Raw genomic sequence first — 23,528 nt, forward strand, 5'->3', positions numbered from 1 at the left:
GCCGTTATTGCGGTGCCTCGACGTGAAAAAAGATGGGGGAGGAGTTATGTTCCAGCAAATTGATCGCGCTGTTGCTTGGGTTATGGAGACGGATGCGAAACTACGGGCCGCTCTGAGAGGGCAGCCTATCCTGAGCATCGGCTTGCTCATAGCCTTTTTGGCGGTGTTGTCGCAAGCCTCCATTTATTTCTACAACACTTACTTGGTAGGCCGGGGCGGGATGCACGAACTTCAGCCGTATCTCGGTATGGAGTCGCTGATCGGGCTCGGCGCGGTCTTGATCGGCTTGGCCGCTATCGTGAGTGTCCTGATCTGGACGTTTGTTATCGTCGGCGGCCTCTACGGCTTGCTCCGTAAGGCGGTGACCGGCGTTTAGAACGCGGTTGGCGAGGCTGCGTTGAGCAGCTTCGCCAAAGCTCGTCTGTTATCCGGCCGTTTTCTTTAAAAAACCATTGAGGCAGGACGAGAAGGCTTCGGGTTGCTCTACATGGAGCCAGTGCCCGGCATTGGGGATCGCCTCAACGCTCGCCTGCGGGAAACGCTCCCGTATCGGCGTTAAGGCCTCGTCGGTGACGTAATCCGAGTTCTCGCCGTGAACGAAAAGGCTCGGCCCTTGATAAACGGCGTCGAAATCGGGAAAACCCTCGATCAGGCGGCGTTGGTCGGACAGAATCTGCAACGGAATGCGCCACTGATAACCGCCGTTTTGACGTTGTAAATTCGTCAGTAGAAATTGGCGGACCATCTCGGTGGGAATCGCCTCGCGCAGGTGAGCATCGGCATCGGCGCGCGAGTCCACCGCGTCGAGCGGAACGTCTTGTAGCGCGGCGATCAGATCCCGGTGCTCGTGCCCGGTGTAAGGCACGGGGGCGATGTCGGCGGCAATTAAGGCTGTTACTCGCGCCGGGTTCTCCAAGGCGAGCGTCATTGCCGCTTTCCCTCCCATGCTGTGTCCCAAAACAATAGCCTGATCGATCCCTTCCCGGTCGAGCAATGCGCGAAGATCTGCCGCCATGGCCGGATAGCTCATGTCCGGATCGTGCGGCGAGCGCCCATGGTTGCGAAGGTCCGGCACGATGACGCGGTAATCCCCGGCCAAGGATTTAGCGTAGCGCCCCCAGTTCGCGCCCGAGCCGTACAGGCCGTGCAGAATCAGTAGGGGCTGTCCTTTTCCTTGTTCGGTGTAGTGGAGTGCCACCGGGCTGTGCGTGCTCATGATGGGGCTTGGGTCCTCTCCTGGCGCTTACGCGCGATCAGCGGCCGAGCGGCGCCTGTTTGCGCCAGCGCGGTCAATTCTTGAATGGCGACGGTCAGCATAGCAAGGTCGACGCTGCTGGTGGAGCGGCAGTCGCTCAAGGTTTGCAACAGGCGGTCTCGTAACGACTGGTTTTGCTCGACCCAACGGGCTGCCTGGGCTTCCGGCTCTTCTTGCTTGTCGCTTGCGGCCAGAATGTCGCTGGTGAGTAGGCGTAATTGGCCGTACAGTTCTTCCTCCAGTCCGACGCGTGCCCGTTCTTGCCAGCTATTGCTGGGTTCGTAGTCGCTGATCCGGTCGCGTAGCCAATTGAGTTGAAGTTCGGTGACTACGGCGAAGTAAACGCCGCCGGCCCGCTCCAGGGAAGTTGCCCGGTCGGTCGCGATCTTGACGATATCCAAGGCGGGATAGAGCGCTTCCAAGCCGGCGACGGTCTCGGCCAGCGTCGGCGGCACGCCAGTCTCCGACAGCCGGTTTATTTGCCGTTTCAGGGCTTTGTTCTCCGCCTCCGGGAGTATTTCCGACATGATCCCGCGCAGACGATTAAGCGCTGGGCGTATGTTGGCGACCGTTTTATCGACCGGCAGCGGGCCGGGCTGGTTGCGTAATAACCATTGAGTCGCCCGTTCGTGCAGCTGACAGAGTTTGAGTAGTAACTGCATCTGGACGATGGACGAAATGCGATTATCAAGTGCCTCGACCTGCTCCCATAAATCGTTGAGCCCGAAGATTTCCTGGGCCGCCAGGTAGGCACGGGTGCTGGCGGCGACGCTAGCGCCTAGCCGTTCGCGTAAGCGGAAGAAGAACGTCGCGCCCATGCGATTTAGAATTTGGTTGGTTACCACTGTCGCGGTGATCTCGGCGCGTAGCCGATGGCCGAGAATTTGGTCGGTGTATCGCTCCCGTAGCGGTTGCGGGAAATACTCGAGCAATATCCCTTCCAGGCAGGGTTCGCGGACTAAGGCGTCGTCCAATAACTCGCCGTAGCTGGTAATCTTGGCGTAAGACAGCAGTACCGCCAGTTCCGGCCGGCTCAGGCCGAGGCGACCTGCAATCCGTTCGTTGAGCGCTTCGTCGTCCGGTAGTTGCTCAAGTGCACGCGCTAACTGGCCTTCCTTTTCCAGCTGACGCATGAAGCGCGACTGTTCGTCGAGCAGGTCGCTGCCGCGGAGTTGGCAGAGGCTAAGCGCTTGGGTCTGACGGTAGTTGTCGTGCAGGACGAGTTGAGCCACTTCGTCCGTCATATCGCTGAGCAGTTGATTTCGCTGTTTGGTGGTTAAGTCGCCTTCGGCGACGATACCGTTTAATAGAATCTTGATGTTGACTTCATGGTCGGAGCAATCGACGCCGCCGGCGTTGTCGATGGCGTCGGTATTGATATGGCCGCCGCGTTCGGCATATTCGATGCGGCCAAGTTGCGTGACGCCAAGGTTACCGCCTTCGCCGACCACGCGACAGCGCAAATCGCCCCCGTTGACCCGCAGGCTGTCGTTGGTTTTGTCGCCGACCTCGGTATTCGATTCCGTACTGGCTTTCACATAGGTGCCGATGCCGCCGTTCCAGAGGAGGTCTACGGGTGCTTTGAGAATGGCTTGAATCAGGGCCGAGGGGCTGAAGCTCTCCTGCTCCACACCCAGCGCTTGCCGCGCCTGCGGCGAGAGCTTGATGACTTTGGCGGTACGGGAGTAAATGCCGCCGCCTGCGGAGAGTGCGCTGCGATCGTAGTCTTCCCACGTCGAGCGCGGTAGCTGAAACAAGCGCTCGCGCTCGGCAAAGGATTTGGCCGCATCCGGGTCGGGATCGATGAAAATATGCCGATGGTCGAATGCGGCAACGAGCCGAATGTGGCGGGACAGCAGCATACCGTTCCCGAACACGTCGCCGGACATGTCGCCGATTCCAACGACCGTAAACGGTTGGGTTTGGATATCGAGCCCGAGTTCGCGGAAGTGGCGTTTAACCGCTTCCCAGGCGCCGCGGGCGGTAATGCCCATTTTCTTATGGTCGTAACCCGTCGAGCCGCCGGAAGCGAAGGCGTCGCGTAGCCAAAAGCCGTATTCGGCAGCAACGTCGTTGGCAAGATCGGAGAATGTCGCGGTGCCTTTGTCGGCAGCGACGACTAGATAAGGGTCGTCATCGTCGTGCCGTACGACGTTGGGGGGCGGTTGTATGCCGCCATCGACCCGGTTGTCGGTAATATCGAGTAAACCGCGAATGAAGTTCGAGTAGCAATCGCGTACTTCGTTATGCAGGGTATCCCGATCGGTCGGGGTTTGCTTGAGCACGAAACCGCCTTTGGCGCCGACCGGCACAATGACCGAATTTTTCACCATCTGCGCTTTCATCAGGCCGAGGACCTCGGTGCGGAAATCCTCCCGTCGATCGGACCAACGCAGGCCGCCGCGCGCGACTTTGCCGCCGCGCAAATGCACCCCTTCGAAACGGGGCGAGTAGACGAATACTTCGAATTCAGGATGCGGTTGCGGGACTTCCGGAATGGAGGCCGGCGCGAGTTTGAACGACAAGAACGGGCGCGGCTCGTCCGCGCCTTGCCGATAGAAGTTGGTCCGCAGGGTTGCCTGTATGGCCGCAAGATAACGGCGCAGAATGCGGTCCTCGTCGAGGCTCGGCACATCGTCCAAAGCGACTTCGATGGCCTCCGCCAACTCCCGAGCACGTTCCCGATTGGCAACCGTCGGATCGAAACGGGCGCTGAAGAGTTGGACCAGCAGCCGGGTGATATGCGGGTATCCGGCTAAGGTTTCTTCGATATAGTTCTGGCTGAAGGTGCTGCCGGCCTGCCGCAGATACTTCCAGTAAGCGCGCAGCACCACGACCTCGCGCCACGTCAACCCGGCTGCCAACACGAGGCGGTTGAAGCCGTCGCTCTCGACATGGCCGTGCCAGACGGCAGAGAACGTATCCTGAAAAATCTCCCTGACCTGTTCGGTATCCCGGTCGCTGTCGTAGCGTAGGCCGAAATCGTGTATCCAGCGTTTGGCCTTAAGGCGCGGCTCGATGTCGTAAGGGTGCTCGTCGATAACCTCGACGCCCATGTTCTCCAACATCGGTAGGACGTCGGATAGCGTGATCGCGCGCCCGCAGTGGTAGAGCTTGAAGCGAAACTGCTCCGGCTCGGCCTCAAGCGGTTGATAAAGGCTGATGGCCAGCCCGCCGCCGTCGAGCCGGTCGAGTCGTTCGGTGTCCAGCGCGGCGGTGCGGGCGGGCGTTTCTTCTCGGTAAGCGGCATTGAAGGCGTCGCCGTATTCGTGGAAAAACGCGTTCCCTGCTCTTCCCCGAAATGCTCCAGCAAGGCCTGATAATAATCGTCGGACCACGAGCGCATGGTACGTGCCAACTGCGCTTCTAGGGCTTGATGGTCGTAATCCGGATAGCCTGGGCGCCCGAGCCGTACGATGATATGAATGCGGGCCAGCACCGACTCGGAGAGCTTGATATTGAATTCCGAATGCTCGCCGCCGAACGCTTCCTCCAGGATTGTCTGCATTTGCTGCCGGACTTCGGTGGTGTAGCGCTCGCGCGGAGCGTACACCAAGCAGGATACGAAGCGCTGGAACGTATCGTAACGAACGAACAGACGAACCCGCTGCCGTTCCTGTAAATGCAGAATGCCGACGGCGATGTCGTGCAGCTGCTCGGGGTTGGTTTGGATCAATTCGTCGCGCGGATAGGTCTCTAGAATGTTCACCAGCGCCTTACCGGCGTGGCTGCTATGCGGGACGCGCGCCTTCTCCAGCACATAATCGATTTTCCGCCGCAACAGCGGTATTTCTCGCGGACTACGGTTGTAGGCGGCCGATGTGTAGAGGCCCAAAAAGCGATGCTCGCCGATGACCTCGCCTTTTTGGTTAAAGCGCTTGATGCCGATATAGTCCATGTAGCCCGGCCGGTGCACGGTCGAGCGGCTGCTGGATTTGGTCAGCAGCAGAACCTCGGGGCGGCTCGCCTCTTGCTGAACTTTTGAAGGAAGCACCGAAAAGCCCGCCGAGTCCTTCTTCGGGCTCGACGTTTGCAAAATACCCAAGCCGGTGTCGGCAACCCGCTCCAGTCGCGGCTCTTTGCCGCTGTTTTTCAAGTCGTAACGGCGGTACCCGAGAAAGGTGAAATGATCGTTGACGACCCACTTTAGAAACGCCTCGATTTCCTTGAGCTCTTCGTTCGGAATCGGTGGCGGGGTGCGTTTCAGGCCGGCTAAGGCATTCTTGAGTTGTTCGCGCATCGATTGCCAGTCGTGCACCGAGCGCTCGACATCCGCCAGCACCTCTCGCAACTCGTGGCTAATGCGGGCGAGCATTTGCGTTTCGGTTTGCCGATCGACCTCGAAGTGCATGCAGGCGTAGAGCTTACCGTCCCGGCTATCGGAGCCGGCGACCGCCAGCGGCGAGCCTTCTTTATCGTGGCCAAGGCAAATGACGGGGTGAACGATCAGGTGCACCGTCAACCCAAGTCGGGTTAACGCCATATTGACCGAATCGACCAGGAACGGCATATCGGGGCTGACGATCTGGACCGTGGTGTGAGTCGATTCCCAACCGTGTTGTTCTATGTTGGGGTTGTATACGTGGATACGCGGAAAAGGTTCGTCCTGGCGTCGCAAAAGCTGCCAATGGGATATGGCGGCACCGTAGAGATCGTCGTACTGGCGCTCGGCAAGGTCGGTGGCTGCCGTGCCCTGATAATAGGCGGCGATGAATCGGCACACGCCTTCGGCTTCCGCTTTGCTCCAGCGACTAACGACTAAGTCCTGTAGTGCGTCGATAATGGCGGTTTTATCGGTTTCCACCACGTAGGCCATATGCTCACCTATGTTCAGTATTTCCTTTAAGGATGCGATCCGATCCGTGCTCTAAGCAAGTGGATTGCCTTATCCCCTATGGCGGCCATTCTAACCTAGAGTTTGAGTAGAGATGATGAGGCTGTGACGGTGTCTACACATCTGCATCAACTCAGGCTATCGTAGTCGACCACCAGTCCGTAGTAGAAAAAGGAAGCATAATGGCCGGTGATTCACGCGAGATCCGCACGCATGCAAAGCAGTATTTCGCCAGCCATCGATTCGGGCCGGACGAGCAGACGCGTATCTGCTTGTTTCTGCAAGGTGTGAAAGGAATCAACGCCACGATTCTCGCCAAGGTGGAATTCCAGCCCTTCGAGTGGTTGCCCTATAAGTTTCTCCATAATCAGTGTTTTAAAGAAGTCGAACTTTCGACATTGCTTGGAAAAAGCACCGTCTGGAGTACCAACCCCTTCGTTTATCTGGACGCTACTAACCTAAACCTCAGCCTATGGCAGGAAACCGATGCCGGGAGCTATCTGCAAGGCTTTCTACAGCTCGATCGCAGCTTTTACGAGTATCTAGCATTAAGCCAAGCCTTCATGGCCGATATTCGCTTTTTGCCCTTGTTGCCGGTCGATATGCCTTTAGATACGCCGTTTCTGCAGACCCTAAAAGAGGTCGAGGAGGAAAACGGGCGACAGATGCAAACGCAAATGCGATTGCTGAAAGATTTAGATGTGGGGCTTGAGCAGGCGGAAAAAGAACAAATCATCGAAAAACAACATAAAGCGGTCAACGGCTTGTTCGAACGCTTGCTGAGCGAAATCACCGCCATGGAAGCCTGATCGGGAGCCAGACGAATGCCGGTATTCAACGACGGCAAGCAGGATATTTACTACGAGCTATACGGCGCTGCGGGCACTCCCGTCGTCAGCCTGGTGAACGGCCTGTCTATGCGCACGAGCCATTGGGCGCCGTATTTCGACCTACTGCCTAAGCTCGGCTGCCGGGTGCTGACCTACGATCTCCTGGGTCAGGGGCAATCTTCAAAGCCAGTGCTGGGGGTGAGCTTCGAGGAGCATGCCGTGCATCTGGCGGCGCTCCACGAGCATCTCGGGATCGAGAAACCTTACGTGATGGGGATCTCCTTCGGTGGCGTGGTGGTGCTCAAATACGCGAGCTTGTTTCCGGAGCGGATCGGCGGTTTGCTGCCGGTCAGCACGTTCAGCGAGCTCGACGAGCAGCTTCGCTGCCACGCTCACAACCTCTACAAAGCCATCACGCGCGTAGGGTTCGAGTTTTATCTTGAGCTGCTTATGCCGCTGAACTTCACCAATCGTTTTCTGGCCGGCAACCGTGCATTGACGGAAGTGATCAAGCGCGTCGGCGTAAATAGCAACGAACTCTATGGGATACAAAACCTCATGGAGTCGCTCGCGCACTTTGAAAGCATGACCGGCGAGTTGGGCGACATCCACTGCCCCACCTTAATTATGAACGCCGAATACGATGCGTTGACGCCGCGTCATTTGCACGACCTGTTGCGGCGTAAGATCGAAAACTCGCGTTTGGTGCTGGTGCCGCATATGGCGCACGCATTCACCCTTGAGGTGCCGGATTTGACGGCTCGCCTCATTGCGATGTTTGTCGAACAGGTGGAATCGGGGCAGTGGCGCGGGGATCAAACAGTGTGGCAAGTGGACGACGACTTTCAAGCCGAGCCCTTATTACACCCCTGTCAGGGGAATCATTTGCGTTTTCTGCCGCCGTTGGCAGCTTCGTAAAAAAGCTTTGATGCACCCTTGCATTTTTGCCGTTCCTCGTCGAGTCTGAGGGAAACGGCCCCGGCAAGCGAGGAGCGGCTTATGCATCCGCGTACGCAGTGGAAAGTGGCGGTTCTGCCCGGCGATGGTATTGGCCCGGAAGTGGTTGCCGAGGCCGTGCGCGTCCTCGAAACGCTGGCGGCAAACAGCCGGCTGGCGCTTGAGCTAACCGCCTTACCTTGGCCCGCTACCGCTTACCATGCCCGGCACGGCGTCATGATGCCCACCGATTGGCAACAGCAATTGGCCGGCTTCGACGCTATCTTGCTCGGCGCCTTGGGCGACCCTGGGCCGAGTTCCGATAGTGAGCGCTACCGACTCTCGGACGGCGTTTCCCTGGAACCCCTGCTGGCTATTCGAAAAGGTTTCGACCAATGGGCCTGCGAGCGGCCGGCGGCCCCTCTCAAAGGTGCGCCGCAGTATCTCGCCGATCCTCGTGCGCGCGACATCGACATGCTGGTCGTGCGGGAGAACAGCGAGGGCGAGTATGTCGGCCAAGGCGGGCGTTTGCAGCGCGGAACGCCGCATGAAGTGGCCACGCAGATTGAAGTCTTTACCCGCTTCGGTGCCGAGCGCATCTTTCGCCACGCGTTCGAGCGGGCGCGGCAACGCGCAGACTGCCGCGCCAAACAAGGGCGGCGGCGGCAATTTGCTGCCGGTACCGAAAGCCAAGTGTGTTTAATTACAAAACGTAATGCCTTGCAGCATTGGGGCGAGTTATACACCGAGGTATTCGCGTGTGTCGCGGCCGATTACCCGGACGTTGCAACCCACCATGAATTGGTGGACGCAGCCTGCATGAAGTTCGTCACCGCGCCTTGGCAGTTTGACGTCGTAGTGGCGAGTAACCTCCAGGGCGATATTCTCACCGATTTGGCTGCCGTGCTCTGCGGTGGCATGGGGGTGGCACCCTCCTGCAATATCAATCCCAGCGACCGCCGCCGGCCCCCTATGTTCGAGCCGACTCACGGTAGTGCGCCGGATATTGCCGGCCGCGGTTTGGCGGACCCGACGGCAATGCTACTAACCGCCGCGATGATGCTCGACTGGATGGGGGAAGAGGACCCGGCGGCCGCGGCCGCCGCCCGCCGCTTACGCCAGGCGGTCGAGGCCGATCTGGCCGTGCATGGCGGCGAACGACGATCCACCGCCGAGGTGGGCGATGCAGTGCTTGCTCAACTCGGCTGACCCGACCGTTTCGTAACCAAGCCCCCTAGAGTCGCAACCCAAAACACAGGAGGAGCGGCATGAGCCAACACCATCTCTCGCCCTTATTGAAGCAGGCAACCGGTGTTCTGGCGGCACGCGGCGAAGGCGCTTACGTTTTCGACCAAGCCGGCAAGAAGTATTTGGATTTCACCTCCGGTATCGGCGTGACCAGTACGGGTCATTGCCACCCGAAAGTGGTGGAGGCGGCGCAAAAGCAGGTGGGCGAGCTGATCCACGGCCAATATGCCACCGTGCTGCATCCGGGGCTGTTAGCGCTCAGCGACCGGCTGGCGGAGAAAATGCCCGCCGGTATCGACACCTTGTTTTACGCCAATGCCGGTACCGAAGCGATCGAAGCCGCGCTGCGGCTTGTCCGGCAAGCGACCGGGCGCCCGAACATTATCGTCTTTCAGGGCGGTTTCCATGGTCGCACCATGGGGTCTTTGTCGATGACTACCTCCAGCGTCGGCCTGCGGGCCGGTCTGCAACCGATGATGGGCGGCGTGGTGGTGGCTCCTTTCCCCAGCGCCTTCCGCTACGGCTGGGACGAAGCCGCTGCCACCGACTTCGCCCTGCAGGAGCTGGATCATCTCTTCGTGACTCAGAGCGCACCGCGGGAAACCGCGGCCATGCTGATCGAGCCGGTGCAGGGCGAGAGCGGTTACGTTCCTGCCACCATGGCCTTCATGCGCGGGTTGCGCGAGCGTTGCGATAAGCACGGTATTTTACTGGTTATGGACGAGATCCAGGCCGGGTTCGGTCGTAGCGGTAAGTTTTGGGGGCACGATCACTTTGCCGTGCGACCCGACATCGTAACGACCGCCAAAGGGCTGGCCAGCGGTTTTCCCTTGTCCGCCTTCGGCGCTAATGAAGCGTTAATGGAGAAGGGTTGGCCTGGTTCCCAGGGCGGTACTTACGGCGGTAACGCGGTGGCTTGCGCCGCCGCCTTGGCAACCATGGATGTCATCGAGCAGGAAGGTCTGGTGGAAAACGCCGCCGAACAAGGAGCCTACCTACGTAAGCGACTCGAGGAGCTGCAAAGCCAGTATCCTGCGATGGCCGACGTCCGCGGCTTGGGTTTGATGCAGGGTGTTGAAATGCATACCGCCGAGGGTAAGCCGGACGGCGAGCGGGCCGGGCGGCTGCTCAAAGCATGCGAGGAACGCGGGCTCTTGATGCTGCGCTGCGGCCCGTATCAGCAGGTCGTGCGCTGGTTGCCGCCGCTTATTGTCAGCCGTGAGCAGGTCGACCAAGCGGTCGATATCTTCACCGAGGCATTACAAGCTACGGATTGAACCTGCCGTTGCTAATGGCCGCCACGGATATCGGCGGCCATTGGCGTTGTGCCGGTGTGGACGCCTTCTTTCGCTGACGGTAGTAGGCGAATTCGTCTACTATGTCGTGTAAGCATACGTTTTGACTTAAATATAGGAGTCTCAGGGTGGCGGCCGTTATCGGGATTTACACGGCGGAGAAGTCCGGTGCACCCGTGGGTGCACGCGATGCGGTAGAGGTGCGAAGGGGGTGCGGTATCGTCGGCGACCGGCATTTTCGGCCTAACGGCGCCAATGCGGCCGATCAGATCACCTTAATCGAGCAAGAAGCCGTGACGGCCTTTAATGAAGCGCACGGGCTTAGCGTAGCTCCGTGGGAGTTGCGGCGTAATCTCGTCACCGAAGGCATCGACCTCAACGCATTGGTTGGCCGGGAGTTTCAGGTGGGGGCTGTGCGCTTGCGAGGCATCGAACTGTGCGAGCCGTGCGCGACCGTTGGCCGCCTATTGCAACAACCCGAGCTTAGCCCGACACAAGTCATCAAGGCGCTAATGGGTAAGGGGGGCTTGCGGGCGGAGATTGTTAGCACCGGCGTGATACGGATCGGCGATGCCGTATGCGGTAGCGCCGCCCCCGCGGAGGTGTAGCATGACCGATGCTGGCAAGCCTTCGCAGGCGCTAGTCGAAGCGCAGACACGGGAATGGGTCGCCCGGGTCGTTGTCGGGCTAAATCTCTGCCCGTTTGCCGGGCGGCCGTTGGCATCCGGGCAGGTGCGATTCCGGGTCAGCGAAGCCGAGACGGCGGAAACCTTGCTGGAGGATTTGCAGGCGGAGCTGGCATGGCTCGACGCGCAGCCGCCCGAGGAGACGGAAACCTCCTTACTGATCGTACCGCACATGCTGGCCGACTTTCATGACTATAACGATTTTCTGGCGCTGGCCGACATGCTTCTGGAACGGTTCGGTTGGGAAGGCCGGTTCCAAATCGCCAGCTTTCATCCGCATTATCAATTCGCCGACACGCAGCCTGACGCCCCCGAAAACTACACCAATCGATCGCCATGGCCGATGCTGCACCTGCTAAGGGAAGACAGCCTTGAGCAAGTACTGCGTCACTATCCGGAGCCGGAACAGATCCCGCTACGCAATATCGAGACAATGAACCGTTTGGGGCGGGACGCGCTGATAGCGTTAAGAACACCGCCGGAGTCGGGCGAAGACGGTTAAGACAGCACGTCCGACACCTGAAAGCGCCGAGCCGCCGGCGCAAGCGTCACGCGATACAAACGCTCGAACCCTTCTTCATAGCGCGGCGGTTCCAAGTTCTTCAAGGTTCCGAACAGGCCTGCCGGCGGGACGGGCTTGGCTCGTTGTCGATTCCTGCGGAAACTACCTTTGGGGTCCGGCTCGAAGAAGTAGCCGATGGGCTCGAACCCTGCTTTGAGAGCCGGTGCGATGTATTGAGCGCGTTGTGCCGCCGTATGGTTGATTTTGTCTACCACGAAGCGTTGCCGGGTTTCGAGGCAAAATGCCAGTAGACGACGCTCGCGATGATGAGTGCGCAGCAGGTCGAGGCTGATCCTCACGTGAGTATCGAAAAAGTATTCCTTGTAAAATGTGCTCTTGCCGGCGCCCTGAATACCGATCAATAGAATGGCTTCCATAGATTAGAAATATATGGGGCCATATACGGCGAGCGGCTGGGGGGAACTATGAATTTTTTCGAAGAGCAAGACCGCGCCAAGCGGCAGACTTGCCGCTTGCTCGGCTTGCTGGTTATTGCCGTCGTTTTCTTGATCGGCGCTGCGCTCTTACTGGCGGCTGGTGCCCTAGCCTTATTCGACTGGGGGGCGACAGCTCGGGGCGAGCCTTTCTTTTGGCGTTTGGATAGCGGACGAGCGCTTTGGCTTACGCTACTCATTGTTGTCGTCGTGGTTGTCGGGGCCTTCTATAAAAGTCGGCAGTTGCGCGGAGGCGGCGCCGTCGTAGCGGCCCGTTTGGGCGGTGTTGCCATCGGCACGCAGACGCAAGACCCCGCCGAGAGGCGGGCGTTAAACGTGGTCGAAGAAATGGCGCTTGCCGCGGGAATGCCGGTGCCCATGGTGTACGTGCTGCCGGATGACTCCATCAATGCGTTTGCCGCCGGCCACTCGCTCCATAATGCTGTGATCGGTATTACCACAGGCGCGATTCGGCATTTGAATCGCGCGGAGTTGCAAGGCGTGGTGGCGCATGAATTCAGCCACATACTGCATGGCGATATGCGGTTGAACATGCGTCTGGTGTCGCTGCTGCATGGCATTAACCTGCTCGACCAACTGGGGCGGCAGTTTCTCCGCGGCAATATTTTTATGGCGGCCTTCGGCATGGTGCTGGCGTTAGCCGGCTCGGCAGGCGTTATGTGTAGTCGGGCGATCAAGGCGGCGGTCAGTCGCCAGCGGGAGTTTCTGGCGGATGCCGCCGCCGTCCAGTTTACCCGCGACCCCGGCGGCATCGCCGGTGCTTTGAAAAAGATAGGGGGGGTGTTGGGCGGCTCCGCGCTTGAGGCGCAGGAGGCGGAAGCGTTCAGTCATTTATACTTCGGCGACGCCCTACAGGAGCGCCGGTTCGGCGCCTGGTTTGCGACCCACCCGCCGCTATACGAGCGGATACGGCGAGTCGAACCGCATTGGGATGGTGTTTTTACGGTTATCGACCCCGGTGCCGAGCGGCCCGTCGAGGCTCCGTCGGCACAACCGCCGCCGGCCGCTGACCAGGCATTGAGCGCACTTTCTTTAGTTGGGTTGTCCGCAGCGGTGGACGATTTGATCGGCGCTATCGGACAGCCGCAGCAAGCGCACTTGGCGGAGGCGCAAGCTATCTTGGCAGAGCTTGATCCAGCGCTGCAAACGGCCGCTCACGATCCGACGCAGGTAGCGGCCTTGGTGTTCGGCCTCTTGCTAAGTTGCGACGCCAATGCACGGGAGCGACAGCTGCGGTTTTTGCGCGACCGGCAGCCCGCCGCAGAGCGGCTGTATAGGGAGACGTTAGCAACGAAGCTTACCGCCTTGGAGGGGCGTTTTCGCTTGCCGTTGATAGAGCTAGCGATGCCCACGATCAAACAATTCGCTTTATCTGAGCACATTGTCTTTGTCGAAACCCTGCAACGGCTGCTAGCCGAGGCAGGGCATGAGGACATTATGGAGTGGGCCTTGGGGCGAATTGTTTACCAAAGCGTCGTGGGTGCTGAGCCTGCGCAAGCACGCTACACGCTTGAACAAAGTGCTGGCGAAGCGGGATTATTAATCTCCGCTATCGCTTATGCCGGTCAAGCGTCGGACACGGCGGCGCAAGCGGCTTATACCGCAGCGGTACGAGCGCTGCCGGGCGATTTCCCGGCGTTAGTCGAGCGAAAGTGCCTTGGTGCGGCTGTGCTCGATGCCGCTTTGGCTAAGCTGATAATGCTTAAGCCTTTGCAGAAGCCGTTGTTGCTGAAAGGTTTGGCGAGGTGTATCGAGCATGATGGCTGGGTGGCCGTTACGCAACTGGAATTGCTCAGGGCGGTGGCCGATACCTTGGACTGCCCGATGCCGCCCTTGGCTAAGTCGTTACAGGTTTGACGAGCAGCGGCGCTATAGTGGACTCAGCGCCACTAGCGACCAGCGAGCGAGGAGTATGATTTCTCGGCACCACAGGGATGGGATCGACGGCTGCATCGGGTGTTTGGACACCGAGCATTTGCCGGCCACATTGATTTCCACTAAAGGCTTTCATTGCCACGTTTGGCAAACGGCTTTGGTTCGGCAGGGCCGTTACGGGCCGGAGCGGCTATCGGTGGTGGTAAAAAAGCGCACGGTGCAGCCAACCTCGGCGAAGTGAAAGCTCTGCAACGTGAGTACCGTCGCCTCAAGCGGGCGCTTGGCGATATCGTTCCGCGGACGCTGTTCGTGCATACCGATGTCGATGGCCGCCCCGGGGTGATTGCGTTGGCCGAAGTGGCCCAACCGTGGTTCGACCTTGCCAACCCTGGCAACGAAGAAGAATCCCTCCACCTATTGCAGCTGTGGCCGGATGCAGGCCATCAGTTCACGTTTTTCGTACGTGCGGCGACGGCATGGGCGGCGCAGGACATGATGATCGACCTCACTGGCGACAGTAATCTAGTGTTAGACCGCAGTCGCGCGGTGCGCTTCATTGACAGTTTTCGGGTGTTTTTTTACGCCGACATGCTCTACAGCACGGATGCCGCCGATTCCGCGCTGGAGCAGCGGATCGACATATGCCGGCGCCGCTTGGCTTACCTGCAACGGCTCGCCAAGCGCATCCGCTAAGAGCTTTAACGGGAATTTGATAATAGGGTTTCTGCCAGGTGCCTAGTCCCAAAGCCCCTGCGATGCTCGGCAGCGCCAACGGACAAGGGCAAGCCCCTTCGATCAACGTCTTCCCAAATGAGTAAGACCAAGCCGGTTAACAGGGTGCGGTTGTTGGGAAGCGTAGAGAACTGAGAACGGAGCGCTCTTACTTCGCCCTTTGGCTCGCCGAGCATCGCAGGCTTCGAGCGAAAAGGCCCGAAGGGGCGCGGCAGGGAAGCCGCGCGTCTGTCGTCGGGCCAGGGATGGCCCGTCGGCAGACCCCGTTCGAAGCCGAGAAGCGCAGGGGACCCCGCCGTAGGCGGGGCGAGACAACGGGCTGCCCTTCTTTTGGTTCCTTTTCTTGGGCAAGCAAGAAAAGGAACCCGCCGTGCGGGGGCGGAACCCCGCCTTCCAAACAATTCGCGCGCAGCGCACCAAACTAAACCACCAACACCAAAACCCAACCACCCCCCAAAAAACCTAACTCGCTCACCCCCCTTAGCGAGAGGCCGTTAACAAACCCGGCCGCCGGTCCGTCAGCGGGCGAGCCTGCTGGTAGGCATGAGCCACCCGAAGCACCAAATCGTCGCGATGCCGCGGCCCCACAATGTGAAGCCCGATCGGCAGCCCGGCTTCGGTAAAGCCGCAGGGTACCGAGATGGCAGGCTGGCCGGTCATGTTGAACGGATAGGTAAACGGCGTCCAGGTCGGCCAGCGCTCGTGCGGCCAGTCTTCGGGTACTTCCAGCCCCGCTTTGAAGGCGGCGATGGGCAGCGCCGGTGTGACCAACAGGTCGTAACGCTGATGGAATAAACTCATCCTCTCGATCAGCGCGCCGCGCTCGTTCATCGCCGCCAGGTAATCGAGCATGGAAAAACCGCCGGCGTCTTCGGCCACTTTCACCAGATTCGGGTCCATTTGCGCCAGCGCGTCCCTATCGAGGTCGCGTAGCGCGTTGGCTGCACCGGAGTAGAACAGGCAGCTGAACGCTTCCAGGGGATCGCTAAATCCAGGGTCGGCGCTGTCGACCCGCGCCCCCTGCTCTTCCAGTACCGCAACCGCTTGCGCCACCGCCCGCGCGATCTCCGGGTCGACCTGTACGTAGCCCAGATCGGCGCTGAACGCGATGCGCAGGCCTTTAATGCCTTTAGCTAACTCGGCAACGTAGTCGACCGCCGGCGCGGGCAAAGTCGGGTCGCGCGGGTCGGGCTCGCTTATCACGTTCAGCAAGAGCGCGGCGTCCTCCACGGTCCAGGTCATCGGGCCGGGGTGGGCAAGTTGGCCGAAGGGGCTGGCGGGCCAGATCGGGCAGCGGCCTTGAGTGGGCTTGTGGCCGACGATGCCGCAAAAGGCACCCGGGATACGAATCGAGCCACCGGCGTCGGTGCCGAGCGAAAGCGGGCCCATGCCGAGAGCGACGGCTGCGGCGCTGCCGCCGCTGGAGCCGCCGGCGGTTTTATCCGGGTTCCAGGGGTTGCGGGTGACGCCGCAGAGCGGGCTGTCGGTGACGCCTTTCCAGCCAAACTCAGGGGTGGTGGTCTTGCCCAAGGGCACGAATCCGTGGCGGCGGAGCGCGGCGACGGCCGGTGCGTCGATGGTCCAGGCTTGGTCGGGAGAGATGGTTCTCGACCCCTTCAGATTGGTCCAGCCTTTGGTGAGAAAGACATCCTTAATGGCGACCGGAACGCCGTCCAGCGAGCCGAGCGGTTGTTGTCGCAGCCAGCGCTGCTCGGAGCGGCGAGCAAGCGCCAGCGTGGTTTCTTCGTCGACAAGGCAGTAGGCGTTAACCGCGTCGTTGTGGCGCTCGATGCGCGCTAATCCGGCTTTGGCGGCTTCTACCGGCGATAGCGCCTTGCGGCGATACAGGTCGAGCAACTCGACGGCGGTCATCTCGGCAACGTGGGTGCTCCCGCTCATGGTTTCGCTCCTCGCTGGTGGCGCTATAGGAAATGTTGGCCGTGCGAGCCAGCATTTCCTTTGGCAGCTTGTTAGAAGGTTTGCATAGCGTCCTTTTATGCTTGCGGTACGTAGCCGCGCTGTTTATCGACTTGGTTCGCTAACGGCTCGCCGCGTCGCCAACGTTCGAAATTTTCGACGAATTGTGCGCTCAGCGCTTCGCGCCAACCGACGACGTCGCCGGCCATATGAGCGGAAACGAACACCTCGGGCATGGCCCATAAGGGATGGTCCGCCGGCAGCGGTTCTTGCTCGAACACGTCGAGCGCGGCGCCGGCAATGCGACCTTCCTGCAGGGCTTTGACTAAGGCGTCGGTTTTCACGATGGCGCCACGGCCTATGTTGATAAAGCGGGCGCTAGGTTGCATGGCGTTGAAGGCGGCGGTATCGAACAGGCCTTGCGTTGCTTCGGTGAGCGGAGCTGCAACCACTACGAAATCGGCTTTCGGCAACTCGTCCAAAAGCTCGTCGGAGCCGCGTACGCTGTCGAAGTCGGGATCTTCCGCGCGGGCGCGGCTGGCGATGCCGGTGGTGTGCAGGCCGAGCGCGCCGGTAAGACGGGCGATCTGACGGCCGATGGCGCCGGCGCCGACGATGAGCACCCGTTTCCCTTCCGCCCGTTCGGTGTCGCGGTGTTGCCAGCGGCATTTCGTCTTTAGTGCCAGGCTGCCGTGGAAGTCTTTGCAGTACATCAGGATCAGGCCGAGAACATATTCGGCGATCGGGCGGTCAAATATGCCACGAGCATTGGTAATGGGAATGTCGCTGTTACGCAGAGCGGGAAATAAGAGCCGGTCAACCCCGGCGCTGGTGGCATGAATCCAGCGTAGGCGTTTGGCATAGGGCCAGGCGCGCTCGACCAAATTGGTACGGAAGTCGGTAACCATGAGCACTTCCGCGGTGTCGAGGATGGCGTTCAGGGTGGCCTGGTCGCTGGCGAACATCAGCTCCGCTGTTCCGAGCAAGCTATCGAGGCCCGGCGGTGGTCCTTCGTCCTCGGCGTGGAGGACGGCGATCCGGGTTCTCTCGGTCCCACCTTGGCGGTTTGTGCTCATGGCGCCTCCTAGGCAAGTGACGCGACGTGGGAAGCTGCGGGAAACGTTGCGTCGTTTCCCTAGATCTATCTCAGAACGTAACCGCCCGAGCCACTTCCCGGCAAGTCTTGAAAAGCGATTCGTGCCGTCATTCACGCTTTTGACGATTGCCCCCTGGTGAGACGGCGCGCTCGGCACTAGGCTGGAAGAAGGTTGCGCGGATTCCATGATGGCGGCCGCTTTGCGGTCGGCCCTGTATCGGTGAGGAGGTGCTTATGGCAGACAGGATCATCGACCCGGAAGAGTACGAGACCGACGAACCGATGTGGAATCCGGCTATGCGCGCCATCCCCATGCCGGGTATCCGCAAAATGGTTAATCTTGCCTCGCAGATGAACGATGTCATTCATCTGTCGATCGGTCAGCCTAATTTTCCGACTCCCCAGCATATCGTCGATGCCCATATCGAGGCGCTACAGGCGGGGCAGACGGGTTACACCATGGACGCGGGCCTGCCGGAGTTGCTCACTGCCTTGTGCGAGTACTACAGCGAGCGTTACGACCGACAGCTGACCGAAGAGAACTTTATGGTGACCACCGGCGCCACGGAAGCCATTTACCTGGCCTTGAGCGCTACCGCCGCTCCCGGGCGGCAGTTTTTGGTGCCGGACCCGACGTTCTTGCTCTATGCGCCCTTGATTCGTATGAACGGCGGCGAGGTGAAGCCCATCCCGACCCGTGCCGAGCATGGCCATCAGCTCGATCCGCAGGAAGTGATCGACAATATCGGAATGCGTACCTACGGGATCGTGCTCAACTCGCCGAGCAATCCGACCGGCACGGTGTACCCGCGCGAGACGGTGGAGGCAATCGTGCAGGAAGCGGCGTATCGCGGTATCCACGTGTTCAGCGACGAGGTGTACGACCACCTCATTCTGGACGACATGGAGTATCCGAGCGTCATCCGTTGTACCTCAGACCTGGATCACGTGGTCGTGGCCAGTAGTTTCTCCAAAACGTTCAGCATGGCGGGGCTGCGGATCGGCTGGCTGATTTCCAGCCAGGGGCATATCCGTAAATTGCGGCGTTATCATATGTTCACCACCACGGTGGCGAATACGCCCGCCCAATGGGCTGGTGTGGCCGCCTTGCGCGGCGATCGTAGCTGTATCGACGAGATGCTGATCGATTATCGCGCGCGGCGGGATCGTTTGGTGCAGCTAGTGAGCGAGGCGCCGCATTTGACCGGTTATTGGCCGCAAGGCGCGTTTTATATGTTGCCGTCGCTGCCGCCCAATGTGGATGGGACCAGCGTGGCTTTGCGGATGTTGGAAGAGACGGGAGTGTGCACCGTGCCTGGGGACGCCTTTGGCGATTCCTGCCCGAACTCCCTTCGAATCAGTTACTCCACGTCCATGGAGCAGATCGAGGAAGCCTTCGAGCGGATGATCCCCTGGTTGGCGAAGCAGAAGTTTTGAGGGGGCTTACGCCCCCTCTCGACATGGGTTGCCGCGTTACGGCATCCGAACCGCAGTGGCGGCTTGATTGTAGCCGACGCCCGAGCCGATCATGACGACCAGGTCGCCGGATTTGATCTTGCCGTGTTGTATGGCGTCGTCCAGTGCCATGGGAATGCAGGCCGATCCCGTGTAACCGTAGGTTTCCATGATCGTATGTGCCTTCTCTCGCGGCAAGCCGATCTTGTCGGCGACGGTTTCGACCGTCCGCTTATTGACTTGAGTAAAGATCACCTGATCGACGTCGTCGACGGTAAACTCATTCTCATTAGCCAGACGCTCGAATAATTCCGGCCAACCGTCCTCGTTGATCTCGGGCGGGTAGCGTTTCATCAAGCGCACCTGCGTGCGGCCGCTTTCCACCGATTCCTTAGTCGCCGGTTCTGCCGTGCCGCCGGAGTAAATGCCCCAAGCATCGGCATAGGCGCCGTCGGCTTTCATGGTGGTGCCGATAAAGCCCGGCTTATCGGAAGGTTCGACGACGGCGGCGCCTGCGCCGTCACCGTAGAAAAACACCATCGGGTCGGTCGGGTCAGCGAGTTTACGCATCATGTACGCGCCGATAACGAGAACCGTGTTAATCGCCGGATTGGTGGCGATAAAGCCGGCCGCCGAGGCCAAGGCCGTCGGGAACGAAGCGCAGGCACAGACGACATCGAAGGTGCCGGCCCGTTTGGCGCCCAGTTTCTCTTGCAGTACGGTCGATGTGGCCGGCGTGACATAGTCCGGCGAGTCGGTGCCGAGGATGATCAAATCGACATCTTCCGGCCGTCGGCCCGCCCGTTGCAGCGCCTGATGCGCAGCGGGCAGCGCCAAATCGGAGGTTGCCCAGTCGTCCGGTGCATAATAACGCTGGCGAATACCGCTGGCGGCTTCGAACTTGCCGATCACCTCCGGTTTGCCAAGTGCGGTAAAGCGCTCGGCGAGCTCCGCGTTCGAGATGCAGCGCTCCGGGTGGTAATGGCCGGTGGCGATGATGGTGGCAATACGTGGCATGCTATCCCTCTGTATAAAAATCACCTGCGTATTGGAGCGGCTTCACCGCCATTAGTTCAGCGCTTAGGCATATAAAGGTCTGTTAATGTTCCGGCGGCGGCTTCGGCGGCCATGGCGACGGTTTCCGACAGTGTCGGGTGCGGGTGTACGGTCAGCGCGATGTCCTCCGCTTCGCATCCCATTTCGATGGCCAAGGCGACTTCGGCAATTAGATCGCCTGCATTCGGGCCGGTAATCGCGCCGCCGATGATGCGGCCAGTGGCTTTGTCGAACAGCAGTTTGGTGATGCCTTCGTCGCGTTCAAGGCTCAAACTACGGCCGTTTGCCGCCCAAGGAAACACCGCTTTGTCGTACTCGATGCCTTCTGCCTTGGCTTGCTCTTCCGTCACGCCCGCCCAGGCAACTTCCGGGTCGGTATAGGCGACGGCAGGAATCGTGCGGGCATCGAAGGCGTGCTTGTGGCCGGCGATGACTTCGGCCGCAACTTTCCCCTCGTGGCTGGCTTTGTGCGCTAACATGGGCTGGCCGACGATATCGCCTATGGCGAAAATGTGCTCTACCCGCGTCCGCATAAACTCATCGACGGCGATGATGCCGCGCTCGTCGGCACCGAGCCCCGTTGTCTCCAGGCCGATTCGGTCGCTGTTCGGCTGTCGGCCGACGGCGACCAAAACCCGGTCGAACGTCTCCTCGCTATCGCCGTCCGGGCCTTCCAGGCGGATCTTGACGCTTTTCTTATTGGTTTTGACGACGCTCGCTTTGGTCTTTAGCAGAATACTCTTATAGCGTTTGTCGATACGTTTGCGTAGCGGGCGCACCATGTCGGGGTCGGCGCCCGGCATCAGACGGTCGCCCAGCTCGGCAACCGTGACTTTGGCACCCAAGGCTTGGTACACCGTGGCCATTTCCAAGCCAATAATACCGCCGCCGACCACGAGCAAGCGCTTCGGTACTTCTTCGAGTTCCAGGGCGGCGGTCGAGTCCATGATGCGCGGGTGGTCGAGGTCGAAACCGGGCGGCGCGATCGGCCGCGAACCGGCGGCAATGATGCAATGCCGGAAGCGGATACGCCGCTCGCCATCGCTTGTCGTTACCCGCAGTTCATGTGCCGAGGCGAATTGCCCCTCGCCCTGAACGACGTCCACTTTGCGTTGTTTTGCCAGTCCTGCCAGGCCGCCGGTGAGTCGCTTAACGACTTTCTCCTTCCAGCCTCGGAGTTGGTCGAGGTCGAGCTCCAGGGCGCCGAATTTCAAGCCGTGATCGCGAAAGCTGTCTACCTCGTCGATCACTTTGGCCGCATGCAGCAGGGCTTTGGACGGAATGCAGCCGACATTGAGGCAGACGCCGCCGAGGTTGGCGTAACGTTCGACCAGTACGGTTTTCAGCCCTAGGTCGGCGGCGCGAAAAGCGGCCGTATAGCCGCCGGGGCCGGCGCCTAGCACCAATACGTCGCAATCGGCCTCGCCCTCGGCGGCGACCGGTGTGGCTGCCTGCTCGGCCGGTGTGCTGGGTTCGGCTTTGTCGCTGGCTTTGGACTCTTGCTCCGGCGTTTGCGCGGGTTCGGGCTGTTCTGCGGCGATCAGAGCGATAACATCGCCCTGTTTCACTTTGTCGCCGACTTTGACTTTGACGTCGGTGATACGGCCGCCGCTGCTGGCGGGCACTTCCATGGTGGCTTTGTCGCTCTCCAGCGTAATCAAGGACTGCTCCGGCTCGACACTATCGCCCACCGCAATCAGCACTTCGATAACCGCCACCGCGTCGAAGTCCCCGATGTCGGGGACGGTTAGTTGGGTTTCCTTCGCCATAATCTTCGTTCCCCGTATTAGAGAAGTAAGCGCCGAATGTCTGCCAGCAAGCCGCTCAGATAGGTGGCGAAACGAGCGGCGGCGGCGCCGTCGATCACGCGATGGTCGTAGGAGAGCGACAACGGCAGCATGAGCCTGGGGACGAATTCGTTACCGTCCCAAACCGGCTTCATGGCGCTGCGGGAGACGCCGAGAATGGCGACTTCGGGAGCATTGACGATGGGGGTAAAGGCTGTGCCGCCAATCCCGCCGAGGCTGGAGATGGAGAAGCAACCGCCTTGGAGATCGTTGGGGCCGAGCTTTTTGTCGCGCGCTTTCTGCGACAATTCGCCAAGCTCCGTAGCAATCTCGTAAATACCTTTGCGGTCGACGTCTCGCAGCACCGGTACGACCAACCCCTCGGGGGTGTCGACCGCGACGCCTATGTGCACATAGTGCTTGAGAATCAGCGCATCGCCTTCCGGTGCCAGCGAGCTGTTGAACGCCGGAAACTCGCGCAATGCAGCGGCACTGGCTTTGACCAAGAAGGCTAACGGCGTGAGTTTGACGCCGCGCTTTTCTGCCTGCGCTTTCTCTGCCTTACGGAAAGCCTCCAATTCGGTGATGTCCGCCTCGTCGAATTGGGTGACGTGCGGAATATTAAGCCAGCTCCGATGCAGATGCGGGCCGGAAAGCTTCTTGATGCGCGACAGCGGTTGCCGTTCGACCGGGCCGAATTTCTCGAAGTCGACCGGCGGAATCGACGGGATGCCGGCGCCAGCGGCGGCTGGTGCGCCGCTTTCCAAGGTTTGCTTGACGTAGCCTGCGACGTCTTCGCGTAAAATACGGCCTTTTCGGCCGCTACCGCTTACCTGCGAGAGGTCGACGCCCAGCTCGCGGGCGAATAGCCGTACCGCCGGGCTGGCATGCGCACGCCGATGCGCTTCGGCATCGATTTTCTCATCGACCGGCGGTGGGCGGCGCGAGGTGCCGGCCGGGGCGGGAGGAGGTGTCGGGGATTCCGCTGTCGCTTGGTCCTCGCGAGGCTCTTCCTGCATCGGGTCTTCTTCCGGCTCCTCGATGCGAAGCGGTTCCTCCTCTTCCTTCTTCTTCTCTGCGGGCTTGGTCGCTGTTTCCTCGCTGACCGCAAGCGTGCCGATCACACTGCCTTTGGCGACTTTGTCGCCGGGGGAGATCTTGATCGATTTAATGGTGCCGGCCATCGGCGATGGCACTTCCATCGTAGCCTTATCGCTTTCCAGGGTAATCAGCGACTGCTCTTGTTCCACCTGGTCGCCAGGTTGGACCAGCACTTCGATGACATCGACTTCGTCGAAATCGCCGATGTCCGGTACTTTGATCTCTTGTTCGTTTGCCACGAGCGCTCCTCCAATGCCGTTTGGGGCGGCGTCGTCCGGACCTTATTGGGTAACCGGGTTCGGTTTGTCCGGGTCGATGTTGTACTTCTTGATGGCTTCGCCGACTTTTTTCGCCGGTAGCTGGCCGTCATCGGCGAGCGCTTTGAGCGCGGCGACGGCGACGTAGTAG

The 23,528-nt window shown here is 60.2% G+C and carries 18 protein-coding genes and 1 pseudogene; 10 read left to right on the forward strand and 9 right to left on the reverse strand.

The window, feature by feature from the left end:
* Window positions 1-46 precede the first annotated feature (46 nt).
* Window positions 47-376 carry a hypothetical protein gene (locus CAI21_RS15500; RefSeq protein WP_116303123.1) on the forward strand — a complete coding sequence of 110 codons (330 nt, stop codon included), beginning with the start codon at window positions 47-49 and terminating at the stop codon, window positions 374-376.
* Window positions 377-424: 48 nt separating this feature from the next.
* Here CAI21_RS15500 and CAI21_RS15505 read toward each other — a convergent pair whose 3' ends face one another.
* The 3 genes and pseudogenes from CAI21_RS15505 to CAI21_RS25085 form a co-directional block, all read right to left on the reverse strand.
* Window positions 425-1,216, reverse strand: a complete 792-nt coding sequence (locus CAI21_RS15505; RefSeq protein WP_116303124.1) for an alpha/beta fold hydrolase — start codon at window positions 1,214-1,216, stop codon at window positions 425-427.
* On the reverse strand, window positions 1,213-4,593 hold the full coding sequence (locus CAI21_RS15510; protein WP_220348492.1) for an NAD-glutamate dehydrogenase: 3,381 nt from the start codon (window positions 4,591-4,593) through the stop codon (window positions 1,213-1,215). The genes CAI21_RS15505 and CAI21_RS15510 overlap by 4 nt, the downstream gene beginning before the upstream one ends.
* A 53-nt stretch (window positions 4,594-4,646) precedes the next feature.
* Window positions 4,647-6,071, reverse strand: a pseudogene (locus CAI21_RS25085) (NAD-glutamate dehydrogenase); the annotation flags it as partial.
* Between the two features lie 200 nt (window positions 6,072-6,271).
* On the opposite strand from CAI21_RS25085, the gene CAI21_RS15515 reads away from it, so the two are divergent.
* From CAI21_RS15515 to CAI21_RS15540, 6 genes are all read left to right on the forward strand, one after another.
* Window positions 6,272-6,898 (forward strand): hypothetical protein, encoded by a 627-nt coding sequence (locus tag CAI21_RS15515; RefSeq protein ID WP_116303125.1) that lies wholly within the window; start codon window positions 6,272-6,274, stop codon window positions 6,896-6,898.
* 15 nt (window positions 6,899-6,913) lie between these two features.
* The gene (locus tag CAI21_RS15520) at window positions 6,914-7,837 is read left to right on the forward strand and encodes an alpha/beta fold hydrolase (RefSeq protein ID WP_116303126.1); all 924 of its coding nucleotides are present in this window, start codon (window positions 6,914-6,916) and stop codon (window positions 7,835-7,837) included.
* An 81-nt stretch (window positions 7,838-7,918) separates the two neighbouring features.
* On the forward strand, window positions 7,919-9,064 hold the full coding sequence (locus tag CAI21_RS15525; RefSeq protein ID WP_116303127.1) for an isocitrate/isopropylmalate dehydrogenase family protein: 1,146 nt from the start codon (window positions 7,919-7,921) through the stop codon (window positions 9,062-9,064).
* Between the two features lie 59 nt (window positions 9,065-9,123).
* Window positions 9,124-10,380: an aspartate aminotransferase family protein gene (locus tag CAI21_RS15530; protein WP_116303128.1), complete on the forward strand. Its 1,257-nt coding sequence runs from the start codon at window positions 9,124-9,126 to the stop codon at window positions 10,378-10,380.
* Between the two features lie 146 nt (window positions 10,381-10,526).
* A complete protein-coding gene (locus CAI21_RS15535) occupies window positions 10,527-11,006 on the forward strand; it encodes an MOSC domain-containing protein (RefSeq protein WP_116303129.1) in 480 nt (159 codons plus the stop codon).
* A 1-nt stretch (window position 11,007) separates the two neighbouring features.
* Window positions 11,008-11,586, forward strand: a complete 579-nt coding sequence (locus CAI21_RS15540; protein ID WP_116303130.1) for a DUF1415 domain-containing protein — start codon at window positions 11,008-11,010, stop codon at window positions 11,584-11,586.
* Here the strand turns inward: CAI21_RS15540 and CAI21_RS15545 are convergent.
* Window positions 11,583-12,023, reverse strand: a complete 441-nt coding sequence (locus CAI21_RS15545; RefSeq protein WP_116303131.1) for an AAA family ATPase — start codon at window positions 12,021-12,023, stop codon at window positions 11,583-11,585. The genes CAI21_RS15540 and CAI21_RS15545 overlap by 4 nt on opposite strands.
* A 48-nt stretch (window positions 12,024-12,071) precedes the next feature.
* Between CAI21_RS15545 and CAI21_RS15550 the strand changes: the two genes are divergently transcribed.
* Window positions 12,072-13,958, forward strand: a complete 1,887-nt coding sequence (locus tag CAI21_RS15550) for a M48 family metallopeptidase (protein WP_116303132.1) — start codon at window positions 12,072-12,074, stop codon at window positions 13,956-13,958.
* Window positions 13,959-14,111: 153 nt separating this feature from the next.
* Window positions 14,112-14,669 (forward strand): hypothetical protein, encoded by a 558-nt coding sequence (locus CAI21_RS15555; RefSeq protein WP_147305142.1) that lies wholly within the window; start codon window positions 14,112-14,114, stop codon window positions 14,667-14,669.
* A 519-nt stretch (window positions 14,670-15,188) separates the two neighbouring features.
* On the opposite strand, the gene CAI21_RS15560 is transcribed toward CAI21_RS15555, so the two are convergent.
* Both CAI21_RS15560 and CAI21_RS15565 read right to left on the reverse strand, forming a co-directional pair.
* Window positions 15,189-16,607: an amidase gene (locus CAI21_RS15560; RefSeq protein WP_116303134.1), complete on the reverse strand. Its 1,419-nt coding sequence runs from the start codon at window positions 16,605-16,607 to the stop codon at window positions 15,189-15,191.
* 95 nt (window positions 16,608-16,702) lie between these two features.
* The gene (locus CAI21_RS15565) at window positions 16,703-17,701 is read right to left on the reverse strand and encodes a D-2-hydroxyacid dehydrogenase (RefSeq protein ID WP_116303135.1); all 999 of its coding nucleotides are present in this window, start codon (window positions 17,699-17,701) and stop codon (window positions 16,703-16,705) included.
* A 254-nt stretch (window positions 17,702-17,955) separates the two neighbouring features.
* Between CAI21_RS15565 and CAI21_RS15570 the strand changes: the two genes are divergently transcribed.
* Window positions 17,956-19,158 carry a pyridoxal phosphate-dependent aminotransferase gene (locus CAI21_RS15570; RefSeq protein ID WP_116303136.1) on the forward strand — a complete coding sequence of 401 codons (1,203 nt, stop codon included), beginning with the start codon at window positions 17,956-17,958 and terminating at the stop codon, window positions 19,156-19,158.
* Between the two features lie 36 nt (window positions 19,159-19,194).
* Here the strand turns inward: CAI21_RS15570 and CAI21_RS15575 are convergent, their stop codons facing one another.
* Genes CAI21_RS15575 through CAI21_RS15585 form a run of 3 tightly spaced genes read right to left on the reverse strand, consistent with a single transcriptional unit; the run spans window position 19,195 to window position 23,359 of the window.
* Complete coding sequence (locus tag CAI21_RS15575; protein WP_116303137.1) at window positions 19,195-20,193, reverse strand: 3-oxoacyl-ACP synthase III family protein; 999 nt, start codon at window positions 20,191-20,193, stop codon at window positions 19,195-19,197.
* Between the two features lie 56 nt (window positions 20,194-20,249).
* Window positions 20,250-22,001 (reverse strand): dihydrolipoyl dehydrogenase, encoded by a 1,752-nt coding sequence (gene lpdA / locus CAI21_RS15580; RefSeq protein ID WP_116303138.1) that lies wholly within the window; start codon window positions 21,999-22,001, stop codon window positions 20,250-20,252.
* A 17-nt stretch (window positions 22,002-22,018) separates the two neighbouring features.
* Window positions 22,019-23,359, reverse strand: a complete 1,341-nt coding sequence (locus CAI21_RS15585; protein WP_116303139.1) for a dihydrolipoyllysine-residue acetyltransferase — start codon at window positions 23,357-23,359, stop codon at window positions 22,019-22,021.
* Window positions 23,360-23,528 lie beyond the last annotated feature (169 nt).

Origin of the sequence: Alkalilimnicola ehrlichii (genome assembly GCF_003399765.1) — a bacterium.
In the GTDB taxonomy this organism is placed as follows: Bacteria; Pseudomonadota; Gammaproteobacteria; order Nitrococcales; family AK92; genus AK92.